The organism is Psychrobacillus faecigallinarum (assembly GCF_014836595.1).
Classification (GTDB): domain Bacteria; phylum Bacillota; class Bacilli; order Bacillales_A; family Planococcaceae; genus Psychrobacillus; species Psychrobacillus faecigallinarum.
This window is the reverse complement of the sequence record NZ_JACSQO010000006.1, coordinates 1-14,816: the sequence shown is the minus strand read 5'-3', so window position 1 is coordinate 14,816 and position 14,816 is coordinate 1. Positions and strand designations below refer to the sequence as shown.

The 14,816-nt window shown below is 35.1% G+C and carries 12 protein-coding genes; 7 read left to right on the top strand and 5 right to left on the bottom strand.

Features of this window, described 5'->3' with window-relative positions:
• The 5 genes from mnmE to rpmH all read right to left on the bottom strand — a co-directional run bounded on the left by mnmE (position 1) and on the right by rpmH (position 3,964).
• Complete coding sequence (gene mnmE / locus H9650_RS12185; protein WP_144540287.1) at positions 1–1,386, bottom strand: tRNA uridine-5-carboxymethylaminomethyl(34) synthesis GTPase MnmE; 1,386 nt, start codon at positions 1,384–1,386, stop codon at positions 1–3.
• Positions 1,387–1,816: 430 nt separating this feature from the next.
• Entirely contained in the window at positions 1,817–2,575 is a 759-nt protein-coding gene (gene jag, locus H9650_RS12180; RefSeq protein WP_191697339.1) for an RNA-binding cell elongation regulator Jag/EloR, read from the bottom strand.
• Positions 2,572–3,348: a membrane protein insertase YidC gene (gene yidC, locus H9650_RS12175; RefSeq protein WP_154311980.1), complete on the bottom strand. Its 777-nt coding sequence runs from the start codon at positions 3,346–3,348 to the stop codon at positions 2,572–2,574. The genes jag and yidC overlap by 4 nt, the downstream gene beginning before the upstream one ends.
• A 66-nt stretch (positions 3,349–3,414) precedes the next feature.
• Positions 3,415–3,759: a ribonuclease P protein component gene (gene rnpA / locus H9650_RS12170; protein ID WP_144540293.1), complete on the bottom strand. Its 345-nt coding sequence runs from the start codon at positions 3,757–3,759 to the stop codon at positions 3,415–3,417.
• 70 nt (positions 3,760–3,829) lie between these two features.
• Positions 3,830–3,964, bottom strand: coding sequence for a 50S ribosomal protein L34 (gene rpmH / locus H9650_RS12165; protein WP_144540295.1), 135 nt, complete (start codon positions 3,962–3,964; stop codon positions 3,830–3,832).
• A gap of 559 nt (positions 3,965–4,523) precedes the next feature.
• Here rpmH and dnaA point away from each other — a divergent pair.
• The 7 genes from dnaA to H9650_RS12130 all read left to right on the top strand — a co-directional run bounded on the left by dnaA (position 4,524) and on the right by H9650_RS12130 (position 14,412).
• Positions 4,524–5,873 carry a chromosomal replication initiator protein DnaA gene (dnaA, locus tag H9650_RS12160; RefSeq protein WP_370455696.1) on the top strand — a complete coding sequence of 450 codons (1,350 nt, stop codon included), beginning with the start codon at positions 4,524–4,526 and terminating at the stop codon, positions 5,871–5,873.
• Positions 5,874–6,043: 170 nt separating this feature from the next.
• Complete coding sequence (gene dnaN / locus H9650_RS12155) at positions 6,044–7,180, top strand: DNA polymerase III subunit beta (RefSeq protein WP_144540300.1); 1,137 nt, start codon at positions 6,044–6,046, stop codon at positions 7,178–7,180.
• A gap of 165 nt (positions 7,181–7,345) precedes the next feature.
• On the top strand, positions 7,346–7,573 hold the full coding sequence (gene yaaA / locus H9650_RS12150; RefSeq protein WP_144540301.1) for a S4 domain-containing protein YaaA: 228 nt from the start codon (positions 7,346–7,348) through the stop codon (positions 7,571–7,573).
• Between the two features lies 1 nt (position 7,574).
• Positions 7,575–8,687, top strand: a complete 1,113-nt coding sequence (gene recF, locus H9650_RS12145; protein ID WP_144540304.1) for a DNA replication/repair protein RecF — start codon at positions 7,575–7,577, stop codon at positions 8,685–8,687.
• A gap of 48 nt (positions 8,688–8,735) precedes the next feature.
• Positions 8,736–10,658, top strand: coding sequence for a DNA topoisomerase (ATP-hydrolyzing) subunit B (gene gyrB / locus H9650_RS12140; RefSeq protein WP_144540335.1), 1,923 nt, complete (start codon positions 8,736–8,738; stop codon positions 10,656–10,658).
• Between the two features lie 27 nt (positions 10,659–10,685).
• Complete coding sequence (gene gyrA / locus H9650_RS12135; protein WP_144540306.1) at positions 10,686–13,196, top strand: DNA gyrase subunit A; 2,511 nt, start codon at positions 10,686–10,688, stop codon at positions 13,194–13,196.
• Positions 13,197–13,302: 106 nt separating this feature from the next.
• Positions 13,303–14,412, top strand: a complete 1,110-nt coding sequence (locus tag H9650_RS12130; protein ID WP_151111899.1) for an HD-GYP domain-containing protein — start codon at positions 13,303–13,305, stop codon at positions 14,410–14,412.
• The last annotated feature ends 404 nt before the right edge of the window (positions 14,413–14,816 follow it).

Genomic DNA, 14,816 nt, shown 5'->3' with positions numbered 1-14,816 from the left:
TTATTTTCCTAAACAAAATTGAGCAAATAATTGGTCAATCAAACTTTCTTCAACTGTATCCCCAATTATCTCTCCTAATATTTCCCATGTTCTAGTGACATCTATTTGTATCATGTCTACCGGCACATGATTATGAGCTGCTTCTATAGCATCGGTAATCGTCGATTTAGCTAAATTCAACAAAGCAATATGGCGAGCGTTAGATACATAGGTGATGTCCGATACTTCAATATTTCCTTCAAAGAACAAGGAGGATATTGACTCTTCTAGCTCGTCAATTCCCTCTTCTTTTAATAAAGAAGTAGTTACTACTCGCTTGTCACCTGCCAGTTGCTTCACTTCATCATAATTTAGTTTGTTAGGAAGATCTGTCTTATTAATAATGACAATATAATCCATTCCTTTAATAGTCTCGAATATTCTTTTATCCTCGTCGGATAGATGTTCAGCGTTATTTAAAACAAGCAATATTAAATCTGCTTCTTTCAAAACTTGGCGTGATTTTTCTACACCAATCCGTTCCACTATATCCTCTGTTTCCCGAATACCCGCTGTGTCAACCAACTTCAAAGGGACTCCACGTACATTTACATATTCTTCTATAATATCTCTTGTAGTTCCTGCTATTTCTGTAACAATTGCCTTATTTTCTTGAATTAAACTATTTAAAAGAGATGATTTTCCTACATTCGGTCTTCCAACAATAGCAGTGGAAAGACCTTCTCTTAGGATTTTCCCTTGGGAAGAAGTAATTAATAGCTTTTCAATCTCTTCCTTCACCCAGGTTCCTTTTTCAATCATCATAGGAAGCGTCATCTCTTCAACATCATCATATTCTGGATAATCAATGTTCACCTCAACTTGAGCTAAAGTCTCAAGGAGGGCTTGTCTTAATGTCTTAATAAGCCTTGATAAACGACCGTCCATTTGACCTAAAGCCACATTCATCGCTTTGTCCGTTTTCGCCCTTATTAAATCCATTACTGCTTCAGCTTGTGACAAATCTATTCGTCCATTTAAAAAAGCACGTTTTGTAAACTCACCAGGTTCCGCAAGCCGTGCACCATTTATAAGTATTAACTGGAGGACTCTATTAACTGTAACTAGTCCACCGTGACAATTTATCTCTACTACGTCTTCTCTCGTAAACGTCTTTGGACCTTTCATAAGAGAGATCATGACTTCTTCTACTACATCATTGGTCTTTGGATCGACTAAGTGTCCATAATGAATGGTATGTGAGGGCTGCTCTGCTAAGTTTTTTCCATTTGGCGAACGGAAAACCTTATTTGCTATTGAAATCGCCTCTGTCCCACTAAGTCTAACTATAGCTATTGCTCCTTCTCCTAATGGAGTAGAAATTGCAGCTATTGTATCAAATTCCATCAACGTACACCTCCTTGCACATTTAGTTATCCACATGTGAATAACTAAAACGAACATGACTATCTAACATATAACAATAACATATTTTAGCCTAAATCAGAAGCATAGTTACTTTTAATTATGTGAACAAAAATAGCACGCTTCCAAGTAATTATTTGTTAACTCCAAGAAATTTTATTATTTTTCCTATTAAAATTATATTTTGCCCAACATACTTGAGTTTACGCTTCACTATATACATATTTAACAAAAATTATGGACGCTCTATGAAATTCAAAAGTACATCCCTCCATATTGGTTTCCTTTACGCTTTATATAAAAGTTTGACTTTAAAGTATAGAGCTTTTGCCGAGTTGTATTCAAGAACAAAGCGTGCACTCAAAAGAAGAAAACGGATTTCAGCTTGTAATTAAGCTAAAACCCGTTTTGCTTATTTTATTGATTCTATAACTAAATATCTGTTTGGCTCAGTTCCCACTGAGTAAGTTTCTATATCTACTCTCGAAGATAAAGCATTGTGAATAATCTTTCTCTCCGATGAGGACATAGGCTCAAATTCAACTGGTTGCCCTGTACGTACTGCTTTATCTGCCATACGCTCAGCTAATTGTTCTAAAGATTCTTGTCTTCTTTCACGGTAATTACCAACATCTAGCTTTATAAGGATAAATGATTGAGAAAATTTGTTAGCAACTAATTGGGATAGTTTTTCTAAAGCATTTAATGTTTGTCCTCGTTTCCCTATTAACAATGCTGCTTTCTCACTATTTAAGTGGAGATAAATAAATTTGCCTTCTCTTTTTTCTGTAATGACTAAATCCTCTATTTCCATTTCCTTAGCGATAGTTTTGATATATTGGATAGTTTCTGCTACCGCTTCTTCGTTACTTGGTGTCTCACTTGATTCTATCATTTCCTTCATATCTTCTTTTAAAGAGGATTCATCCGGAAATGTCTTTTCAGTTATTGACTCTTTTACATGTTCCTCAATTATAACTTCCTTAGAAGGCTCTTCTTTTATTAAAACAGTTACTTCAACAACTGCAGGCTTTGCTCCAAATCCTAAAAAGCCCTTTTTACCTTCTTCCACTACGGTAATTGACACATCTTCTCTCGATACTTCAAGTTTTTTTAGTGCAACGTTTATAGCTTCCTCTTTCGTAGGTGCAGTCTGTGTAATCTGCTTCATTTTTTGGCCCCTCCCGTTTTTACTTTAACAGGTACTTTCTTTTCTTTGTTCCAAGGTTTATAAATGAATAAATTTTGGATTATAGAAATGATATTACCGATTACCCAATACAATGTTAATGCGGCCGGTAATACGATACCAAATCCCATAATCATAAATGGCATTATATACATCATGATCTTCATTTGAGGATTGTCCATCGCTGGACCAGTTCTTAACACTATTAATTGCATAATACCAGCTAATACTGCAAGAATTATACTCGGTTCTGCTAAAGCAAAGCCTAAGAAATCTCCCAGATTAATCTCAGGAGTATTATTCATTCGGCTAATTGCGTGGTAGAAACCGATTAAGATTGGCATTTGTATAAAGACTGGTAGACATCCTGCAGCAGGGTTAATCTTTCTATCTTTGTATAAAGCCATCATTTCCTGTTGGAACTTTTGTTGTGTTACAGCATCTTTTGAACTGTATTTTTCTTTCAGCTTAAGCATCTCTGGCTGTATCTCTTGCATTGCTTTAGAGTTTTTTGTTTGCTTGATCATTAATGGTAAGATTACTAATCGAATAATAATCGTAACAGCAATAATGCCCAAACCATACGTTCCTAAAATTCCTTTAAAAAACGTTATGGCTGACACTAATGGCCAAACGATGTATTCATTCCAGAAGCCTTCCGAAGTATTATAGATCGGCTCATTGAATTCCGTACAACCCGCTAGTAAAGCAGTCATTACTATTAATAATAATAGTAAAGGTAATTTTCTTTTCAACCTTCTTCCCCCTATTAATATACATTCTATCTCTCACTATCTTAACACTTCAATGAAAAGACTTCATTAGCTTTTCTTTTTTATAACCTTTGCTACTTTCAAAACATGCTCCAGACTCTTTTTCGTTTCATGAAAATCTAATGTGGCCGCCGAGTTTCGGGCGATAATAATATAGTCTTTGCTTGTATCTACTGAATCATTCAACTCTAAAAAAGATTGGCGAATATACCGTTTAATACGATTACGAACTACTGCGTTACCAACTTTTTTACTGACAGATAACCCTATACGAAAAAAGTCATGTTCGTTTTCTAGCTTATAAACAACAAATTGTCTGTTCGCAAATGATTTGCCTTTTTTAAAAATTTGCTGGAATTCAGCATTTTTTTTAATACGTTGTTTCTTATTCATCCATTCACCTGCTCCAACTAATCGTTTTGAAAGAAAAAAAAGACCACTGAATTGGTCAGTGGACTTATGATTATGCTGATAATACTTTTCTTCCTTTTGCACGACGTGCTGCTATTACGCGGCGACCGTTCTTAGTACTCATACGTGCGCGGAAACCGTGATTTTTTGCTCTTTTACGGCTATTTGGTTGGAATGTACGTTTCATCTATATGACACCTCCTGAGTGATCATCTTTAAAATGTTCCTTAGACAGTCTCCGATATTATATAAAAACTATACTATATTTGTCAATATTTATTTAGACACCGCAAGTCTAACCTCTCTCTTATTCTTATCCACATTCTTTATAGCTTTTTCCCAAACTCCTGTGAATAACAATTTTCGACAGAAAAATTATCCACATAGCTTATGAACATGTTTTTAACATACTCCTATGCTGTGGACAACTCTAACTGTTAATTATTTTAATATTGTGGATAACTTTAAAATATCTTGTAATCACTACGTTTTTTTGATACGATATCTGTGTTTTACTTTTTCAAACGAAATATGCGATTTTTTATTATCCACAACTGTTAGTAATCTGTGGACAAGTTTTTCCCCATACGTTTATAAAGTTTATCCACAGGTCGTGGATTTGTGTATATAACCTAAATTATACATATAAATATAAAGTAAAATTATTCATTTTCTTTATTGGAAAAATAATGCTCGTAAAAGGTAAGAGAGAATTTATCTCTTATTAATCTATAGAAAAGGAGTTTATGTTATTGGAACACTTAGAAGAACTTTGGGCTAAGGTTCTCTCTGAAGTTGAAAAGAAAACATCCAAACCAAGCTTTGAAACGTGGTTAAAATCTACTAAGATGCTTTCTTACAAAGGAGAGACTGTGACCATAGCTGCGCCAAATTCCTTTGCAAGGGATTGGCTAGAGAATCATTATGTTCACCTAATTGCTGGTATTCTCACAGAGTTGACTGGCAATGAACTACTTATTTCTTTTGTAGTTCCAAAAGGACAAGACTTTGAAGATTTTGATGTACCAAAGCCAAAAACACCGGTACCTCCAGACAATCAACCTGACTTTTCACCTGGGATGCTTAACTCCAAGAACACCTTTGATACCTTTGTCATTGGTTCCGGCAACCGTTTTGCCCATGCAGCTTCTTTGGCAGTCGCAGAGGCACCAGCAAAAGCATATAATCCTCTTTTTATATATGGAGGGGTAGGATTAGGAAAAACCCACTTAATGCATGCGATTGGACATTATGTTCAAGAACACAATCCGAATGCAAAAGTGGTTTATTTATCTTCTGAAAAGTTTACAAATGAATTTATCAACTCCATTAGAGATAACAAAGCAGTTGATTTCCGTAACAAATACCGAAATGTCGACGTGCTTCTTATAGATGATATTCAATTCCTTGCAGGAAAAGAATCAACTCAGGAAGAATTTTTCCATACTTTTAACGCTTTACATGAAGAATCGAAGCAAATTGTTATTTCAAGTGACCGTCCACCAAAAGAAATACCGACATTAGAGGACCGTTTGCGATCTCGTTTTGAGTGGGGATTAATAACTGATATAGCTCCTCCAGATCTAGAAACGAGAATTGCAATTTTACGTAAAAAAGCCCGCGCGGACGGCTTAGATATTTCCGATGAAGTAATGGCCTACATTGCAAATCAGATAGACTCAAATATACGTGAACTAGAAGGCGCCCTAATACGTGTGGTGGCCTATTCTTCACTTGTCAATAAAGATATAAATATAGATTTAGCTGCTGAAGCATTAAAAGATATATTGCCAAACGCACGTCCAAGAATCATTACTATATTAGATATTCAAAAGGTTGTAGGAGAACATTTCCATATTCGCTTAGAGGATTTTACTGCTAAAAAGCGTACAAAATCTATAGCTTTTCCTCGTCAAGTAGCAATGTATCTCTCTAGAGAATTAACCGACTTCTCTTTACCTAAAATTGGAGAAGAATTTGGGGGAAGAGATCACACAACTGTGATCCATGCTCATGAGAAGATTTCCACAATGCTAAAGGTAGATATGAATTTGCAGGACGATGTAAAGCAAATTAAATCTATCCTCGGAAGATAATCACATTGTGGATAAGTTGTATTTTAGGTGCTATACTTAAGAACAACTTATACACATGGGGATATGTGGCGGATTATAGCGAAATATGTAGTTATCAACATATCCACAGGCCCTATTACTATATCTATTAATCTTTTAATAAATAATAATTATATAAGTGAGGTATAAAAATGAAATTCGATGTAATGAGAGATAGTTTATTGAATGGACTAAATGATGTTATGAAAGCAGTTAGTTCTAAAACAACTATTCCAATATTAACTGGCCTAAAATTAGAAGTAACAAAAGAAGGATTATATATAACTGGTAGTGACTCAGATATTACAATTCAAACTTTCATACCAGTGGAGAAAAACGGAGAACAAATAATAAAAGTAATAGAAATAGGATCTATTGTATTACAAGCTAGAGTATTTAATGAGATTGTACGTAAATTACCTACCAATGATGTTGAAATTGAAGTAACAAATCAATTTCAAACATATATTCGCTCAGGTAAATCAGAATTTAACTTAATTGGTCTAGACGCTAGTGAATATCCTTTGCTTCCACAATTAGAAGAGGAACATCAATTCTTTATTCCGTCTGATTTGTTAAAGTCAATAATTAAAGAAACTGTTTTTGCCGTTTCCACATCTGAGAACCGTCCTGTTTTAACCGGTGTAAACTGGCAGGTTAACGATGGAGAATTACACTGTGTTGCAACAGACAGCCATCGCCTTGCTAAAAGAAAAACAGCTTTAAAAGATTTACCTGAAGAAGCATACAGTGTGGTTATTCCAGGGAAAAGCTTAAATGAACTGAACAAAATTTTAGAAGAAACTTCTTCAGAAGTAGCTATTGTTATGACACAACAACAAATCTTATTTAAAACTGAAGATGTATTGTTCTATTCTAGATTGTTAGAAGGAAATTATCCTGACACATCTCGTTTAATCCCAAGTGAATATAAAACCACCATTGTCGTAAATAGTAAATCATTGTTACAAGCAATTGACCGAGCTTCATTGTTGGCTCGTGAAGAAAGAAACAACGTAGTTCGCTTTTCCACAATCGATCAAAGCTCAGTAGAAGTTTCTTTCAACTCTCCCGAAATAGGTAAAGTTGAAGAAGAAATTCAAGCAGAAACAATTGATGGTGAAGAACTTAAAATATCTTTCAGTGCTAAATATATGATGGATGCTTTAAAGGCAATCGATGGACAAGACGTAAAAATTCTATTCTCAGGCGCAATGAGACCATTTGTATTGAAGTCTGTCCATGACGATTCTATTTTACAACTGATATTACCGGTAAGAACTTACTAAGAAACATGTAAGCACCCTTGTTTGCTCCGATAAGAGAAAACTTTTTTATCTTTAAAAAAACAATATAAGCAGAGATAGTCACTAATTGTGGCTATCTTTTTTACTTATTTACTTTATTAGAGTAAAATGAAGGGATAAAGAAAATGAGAAGAGGTTGGATGATTAGTGGAAGAGATTCGATTTGACTCGGAATATATTACGCTTGGTCAATTACTTAAAATGACAGACGCTATAGATTCAGGTGGAATGGCCAAATGGTTTTTGAGCGAAAATCCAGTATATATAAATGGAGAAGTAGATCAAAGAAGAGGAAGAAAATTAAGAAACAAAGACGTAGTGAATATTCCAGGAGTAGGAAAATTTCTAATGATTGGACCTGAGAACGGAGAGTAATATGTATATTGAACGACTCGAATTAAATGACTTCCGTAACTACGATTCAATCGAGCTGGATTTTTCCTCGAAGATTAATGTTCTTATTGGAGAAAATGCTCAAGGAAAGACGAATTTAATGGAATCCCTTTACGTTTTATCTATGGCAAAATCTCATAGAACTTCCAATGACAAAGAATTGATACGTTGGGAAGCAGAGTATGGTAAAATAAAAGGTGATATTCAAAAAAAATATGGGCGAATCCCTTTGGAATTGATCTTGTCTAAAAAAGGTAAAAAGGCTAAAGTTAATCATTTAGAACAAAGCAGACTCAGTGACTATATTGGTCAATTGAACGTAGTGATGTTTGCTCCAGAAGATTTATTTTTAGTAAAAGGAAGTCCGCTAGTTAGAAGACGATTTTTAGATATGGAAATTGGACAAATATCTCCAAGATATTTACATGATTTGCTTCAATTCCAAAAGATATTGAAACAAAGAAACCATATATTAAAACAAAATCAAGGAAAACCTAAGTTAACGGATGTCATGTTCGACGTATATACAGAACAATATATAGATGCAGCGGTAAAAGTTATCCAAAAAAGATTTCAATTTATGGATTTGCTTCAAAAGTGGGCGGAACCGATACATTTCGGTATTTCTAGAGGGTTAGAAAAACTCACAGTTGTATATGACTCTACTATAGGTATCAAAGCGGATTGGTCTGAAGATGCTATGAAGGCCAGCATGGAAAAGAAGTTATTTGATAGTCAAAAAAGAGAGTTAGATCGGGGAGTTACATTATATGGACCACATCGTGATGACCTCCAATTTTTTGTGAATAACTATGATGTCCAAACATACGGATCACAGGGACAACAACGAACCACGGCTTTATCTCTTAAATTAGCTGAAATCGAATTGATAAAACAGGAGGTAGGTGAAGCTCCTGTTTTATTGCTGGATGACGTATTATCGGAATTAGATGACTACAGACAATCTCATCTATTGACGACTATTCATGGCGATGTTCAAACCTTTGTTACGACTACAAGTGTAGAAGGAATTGCCCATGATACTATTCAACAGGCGAGAATGTTCCACGTGGAGCAAGGAGCAGTTATAAAGTAAAGATTCACCATTATTGAAGTGATGAAAGAGTGGGTGAGCAAGTTGGCAATGGAAGAAAAAGAATTACAACCATCTTATGATGCTGATCAGATACAAGTATTAGAAGGTTTAGAGGCAGTAAGAAAACGTCCAGGGATGTATATAGGTACTACTAGCTCTAAGGGTCTTCACCATCTTGTATGGGAAATTGTTGATAATAGTATTGACGAAGCTCTTGCTGGGTATTGTGATCACATTATAGTGACGATTGAAAAAGAAAATTGGATTCGAGTAGAAGACAATGGCCGTGGTATCCCAGTAGACAATCAAGAAAAAATGGGAAAACCAGCAGTTGAAGTAATCATGACAGTGCTCCATGCCGGCGGTAAATTTGGCGGCGGAGGCTATAAAGTCTCAGGAGGACTTCATGGTGTTGGTGCTTCAGTTGTAAATGCCTTGTCCGAACATACAGAAGTATATGTAAAACGTGATGGAAAAATGCATAGTATTAAATTTGAACGTGGTGCTGTTGTTTCTTCTCTTGAAATCATTGGAGATGCATCAGAAACAGGAACTACTACAAGATTTAAAGCAGACCCAGAGATTTTTACTGAAACTACAGTGTATGAGTATGATATTCTAGCTCACCGTGTAAGAGAATTGGCTTATTTGAACCGAGGATTATCTATTACGATTGCAGATGAAAGAGATGGCCAAGAAAAATCAGTTAAGTATCTATATGAAGGCGGTATTAAGTCTTACGTAGAAGATTTAAATAAATCAAAAGAGCCTATTACGGAAGAAGCAATATTTGTAGAGGGAGAAAAAGATGGAATATCTATAGAAATTGCTATGCAATACAATGGCGGATATTCATCTAATATTCTTTCTTTCGCAAATAATATTAATACGTATGAAGGCGGAACACATGAGTCTGGCTTTAAAACTGCGCTTACACGCGTTATCAATGACTATGCAAGAAAAAATGGATTGCTAAAAGAGGCAGATACTAATTTATCTGGAGATGATGTACGAGAAGGTTTAACAGCTATCGTATCGGTAAAACATCCAGATCCTCAATTTGAAGGCCAAACAAAAACGAAGCTAGGTAACTCAGAGGTAAGTACTATAACAAATAGTTTATTTGCTGAAGGTTTCGATAGATTTTTATTAGAAAATCCTCAAATTGCTCGAAAAATTGTCGACAAGGGGCTGATGGCTGCACGTGCTCGTGTTGCTGCGAAAAAAGCACGTGAGTTAACCCGTCGCAAATCTGCACTAGAGGTTTCAAGTCTACCTGGTAAACTAGCGGACTGTTCTTCCCGAGTTCCAGCTGAAAGTGAATTATATATTGTAGAGGGTGACTCTGCAGGAGGCTCTGCTAAGTCTGGTCGTGATCGACATTTCCAAGCCATTCTACCTTTAAGAGGTAAAATCCTAAATGTAGAAAAAGCTAGATTAGATAGAATCCTAGGTAATGCAGAAATCCGTACAATGATAACAGCGCTTGGTACAGGTATCGGTGAAGAATTTATATTGGAAAAAGCACGTTATCATAAAATTATAATCATGACGGATGCCGATGTAGACGGAGCACACATCCGAACATTATTACTTACATTTTTCTTCCGATTTATGAGACCATTGATTGAAGCAGGTTATGTATATGCTGCACAGCCGCCTCTATACCAAGTGAAACAAGGTAAACATGTGGAGTATTGTTATAATGATGAGCAATTGAAAGAAATTATAGATAGATTGCCGAAAACTTCAAAACCAAATATTCAACGATATAAAGGTCTAGGAGAAATGGATGCTACTCAATTATGGGAAACTACTATGGATCCTGACAATCGTACATTACTTCAGGTAAACCTTGACAATGCGATGGAGGCAGACGAAGTCTTCACACAATTAATGGGGGAAGAAGTAGAGCCAAGACGTCAATTTATTGAAGATAATGCTGTTTATGTGAAAAATTTAGATATTTAAGAATGTGTTTAACTGGAGGTCTTTAGGATGTCAGAAATACCGAATAAAGGTGTCAAAGGGATCAATATTAGTACAGAAATGAGAACATCCTTTCTTGACTATGCGATGAGTGTAATTGTGTCCCGTGCTTTACCAGATGTTCGTGATGGATTAAAGCCCGTACATCGTCGAATTTTATATGGGATGCAAGAGTTAGGAAATACACCAGATAAGCCTCATAAGAAATCTGCTCGTATCGTTGGGGATGTTATGGGGAAATACCATCCTCATGGTGACTCATCTATATACGAAGCAATGGTACGTATGGCACAAGATTTTAGTTATCGTTATATGCTCGTAGATGGTCATGGTAACTTTGGATCCGTAGATGGAGATGGAGCAGCTGCGATGCGTTATACGGAATCGCGTATGTCCAAAATTGCTTTAGAGTTATTGAGAGATATAAATAAAAATACAATTGATTATAAAGACAATTATGATGGACAAGAAAGAGAGCCTGTTGTCTTACCAAGTAGATATCCTAATTTACTAGTAAACGGTGCTTCAGGTATTGCAGTAGGAATGGCTACAAATATTCCTTCTCACAATTTGGGAGAAGTTATTAATGGTGTTTTAGCCTTATCTGAAAATCCTGCTATTACTATAGAGGAATTGATGAATATTATTCCTGGTCCTGATTTCCCAACGGGCGGGATTATTTTGGGTCGAAGCGGTATTCGTCGTGCTTATGAAACTGGTAAGGGCTCTATTTTAATCCGAGCAAAAGTGGAAATTGAGCAAAAACCTAGTGGAAAAGAAGTTATCATTGTTAAAGAAATACCTTATCAAGTTAACAAAGCTCGTTTAATAGAGAAAATCGCTGAACTAGTACGCGATAAAAAGATTGATGGAATTACTCATTTGGCCGACGAGTCAGATCGTAATGGTATGCGTATTGTAATTGAGGTACGCAAAGACGCTAACTCTCACGTTTTACTTAACAACTTATATAAACAAACAGCTCTTCAATCCAGCTTTGGTATCAATATGTTAGCTTTAGTAGATAACCAACCTAAAGTACTTAACATTAAAGAAATGCTTTACTATTACTTAGAACATCAAAAAGTGGTTATTCGCCGACGTACACAATTTGAATTGAATAAAGCGGAAGATCGAGCACATATCTTAGAAGGTTTACGTATTGCTTTAGATCATATCGATGAAATTATTAAATTGATCCGTTCATCTCAAACAGGTGAGGAAGCTAAAAGAGGCTTAACTGAACAATTTAATTTATCAGAACGCCAAGCACAAGCTATTCTAGATATGCGTTTACAACGTTTGACAGGATTAGAACGCGATAAGATTGAGGAAGAATATAAAGCTTTAGTAGAACTAATTGAAGAACTTAAATTCATTTTAGCTAATGAATATCGAGTGATAGAAATTATTCGTGAAGAAATTACTGAAATTAGAGATCGATACTCTGATGATCGTAGAACAGAAATTGTAGCTGGTGGAGTAGAGGTATTTGAGGACGAAGATTTAATACCGGTTGAAAACTCTGTGCTTACTTTAACAAATAAAGGGTATATTAAACGTTTGCCTGCAAATACGTACAAGAGTCAAAAACGTGGTGGTCGTGGAGTTCAAGGAATGGGCACCAATGAAAATGACTTCGTAGAACATTTATTGAATACATCAACTCATGACACAATTCTATTCTTTACTAATAAAGGTAAGGTTTATCGTGCAAGAGGATTTGAGATACCAGAGTATGGACGCACAGCTAAAGGTCTACCACTCATTAATCTATTAGGAATTGAAAAAGACGAGCATGTTACTGCTATGATTCCAATGGCAACGTTTGAGGAAGATAGCTATTTTATCTTCACAACTAAGCATGGTGTAACAAAACGTACACCAGTGTCAGGTTTTGCTCATATTCGTGCTAATGGCTTAATAGCTATCTCTTTACGTGATGAGGACGAACTCATTGCAGTTCGTTTAACAGACGGTAAAAAACAAATTATAATTGGTACACGACAAGGCAAGCTTGTAAGATTTGAAGAAACTGATATTCGTTCTATGGGTCGTACAGCTGGTGGAGTAAGAGGAATTCGCTTGAAGGATGACGATTACGTTGTCGGTATGGAAATTATTGAACCTGGTCAAGAAATCCTAGTAGTAACTGAGAAGGGATATGGAAAACGTACCCCAGAATCAGAATATCGATTACAAACTAGAGGTGGGATGGGTGTGAAAACATGCCAAATCACTGAGAAAAATGGACCTTTATGTGCTGTGAAGGCAGTGGAAGGTTTAGAAGACTTAATGTTAATCACGATAAATGGAATGTTAATCCGTATGGATGTTAATGACATTTCAATTACAGGAAGAAGCACTCAAGGAGTGCGCCTGATGAGATTATCAAATAATGAGTTAATAGCTACCGTTGCTAAAGTTGCAAAAGAAGATGAGGAAGAAGAAACAGACGATGAAATTGTAGAAGAAGTAGCTTCTAACAATGAAGATGATTCTACCTCAATAGAAGAATAATTACTAAATCACCCTTAAACTTAGTTTAAGGGTGATTTTTTTACATATACAAAATTGAAAAAAATTTAGTATAATTAAGGAAAATAAAAGAAAAGCAGGGTATAAAATGGAATATACTTTACAAAATTTAGATGAAATTAGAATTGGTAGTATCGTTGCCGAAGATCTTTTTGTGAACACTAAATACCCAATTATGCGTAAAGATACAAGGCTGACAAGAGAGCATTTAGAAGTACTAAGAGCCTTCAACGTTACTAAAGTACCTGTGTCAATTGAAAATATCTTTAATAGGTCAGAAGAAGAAATTCTAGAACTTAATAACAAGGAACGTGTTATTGTAGAAAAAAGTAATTCTCTATCCCTTAATAAAACTAACTTTAAAACGTTATATAATGAATCTGTAAGTAACTTCTATAAAGAATTTTCTTCCTGGGAAGCTGGAGTGAAGGTGGATGTTGCAAAGTTAAGGCATATAGTAATGCCTTTAATAGATCGAGCGATGCAAGAAAAACAAATATTTTCTCTTCTAAATAGTTATTCATCCATTGATAAATACATAGCACATCATTCGTTGGCAGTGGGGATGCTATCTGGAGCAATTGCCAGGAAACTTCAATACACTTCTGGACAAATCAATCAAATAGCTACCGCAGGCCTTTTAGCTGATGTAGGAATGGCTAAGATTGATCAGAAGATTAGAGAAAAGAAGACTCCTCTTACAGAAAATGAATTCTCAGAAATTAAAAAACATACTATTTTTAGCTTTCAAGCTATCAAAGATAGTCCGCTGTTAAAGCCAGAGACAAAATTAGGAATCTTCCAACACCATGAACGTCTAGACGGTAGTGGTTATCCTAAGGGAGAAAAAATGGAAAATATCTCTTTGGTTGCTCAAATAATTGCAGTCGCAGATGTATACCATGCAATGACCTCTGAGAGAATATATCGAGCAAGAGCCTCTTCTTTTAAAGTATTGGAAATGATTAAGGAAGAAGAGTTTGGAAAATACAATATTGAAGCAGTTAATGCACTCATCTCTCTTGTATGCGATTTACCAATATCCACTCGAGTGAGATTATCAGATGGAGAGCTAGGAGAGATTATCTTTATCCATAGAGATTCTCCGATGAGACCTATGATACGATTGTCTGAAACTGGCCAAATCTTAGACTTAGCAGCTAAACGATCTTTACATATAGAAAGTATAATTGATTAATAATCTTTTTAGAGTTATCTATATGTAAGTATAGAAGTAAAACTTTGAGAACCAGAAAGACTTACCAAGCATTATAAAAGTAGTCGATAATTATATAGATTCATTAGGAAACATGACTAAAAACTTAAAACTATTTAAAGAATATCTCTTTCTTAAAATAGTTTTAAGTTTTATTTGATTAAAGTGTTGACTTATCTTTGAAACCTTGATAATATAGAGAAGTCGTCAAAACAAGACGAAAAAAACACATGAACATTGAAAACTGAACATGCAAAACGTTAAGACATATAGCATCAAACAACTTCGGTTGTATTGACGCAAAACAATTTTTGACATCATTTAATGATGATGCCAGCAAAACAAAATGAGCTTTTTAAGTTCTCTATTATGGAGAGTTTGATCCT

Bases quoted from the DNA above. Each gene is read 5' to 3' on its own strand.
- mnmE (WP_144540287.1), bottom strand. From the start codon at position 1,386: ATGGAATTTGATACAATAGCTGCAATTTCTACTCCATTAGGAGAAGGA.
- jag (WP_191697339.1), bottom strand. From the start codon at position 2,575: ATGAAGCAGATTACACAGACTGCACCTACGAAAGAGGAAGCTATAAAC.
- rnpA (WP_144540293.1), bottom strand. From the start codon at position 3,759: ATGAATAAGAAACAACGTATTAAAAAAAATGCTGAATTCCAGCAAATT.
- rpmH (WP_144540295.1), bottom strand. From the start codon at position 3,964: ATGAAACGTACATTCCAACCAAATAGCCGTAAAAGAGCAAAAAATCAC.
- dnaA (WP_370455696.1), top strand. From the start codon at position 4,524: ATGTTATTGGAACACTTAGAAGAACTTTGGGCTAAGGTTCTCTCTGAA.
- dnaN (WP_144540300.1), top strand. From the start codon at position 6,044: ATGAAATTCGATGTAATGAGAGATAGTTTATTGAATGGACTAAATGAT.
- recF (WP_144540304.1), top strand. From the start codon at position 7,575: ATGTATATTGAACGACTCGAATTAAATGACTTCCGTAACTACGATTCA.
- gyrB (WP_144540335.1), top strand. From the start codon at position 8,736: ATGGAAGAAAAAGAATTACAACCATCTTATGATGCTGATCAGATACAA.
- gyrA (WP_144540306.1), top strand. From the start codon at position 10,686: ATGTCAGAAATACCGAATAAAGGTGTCAAAGGGATCAATATTAGTACA.
- H9650_RS12130 (WP_151111899.1), top strand. From the start codon at position 13,303: ATGGAATATACTTTACAAAATTTAGATGAAATTAGAATTGGTAGTATC.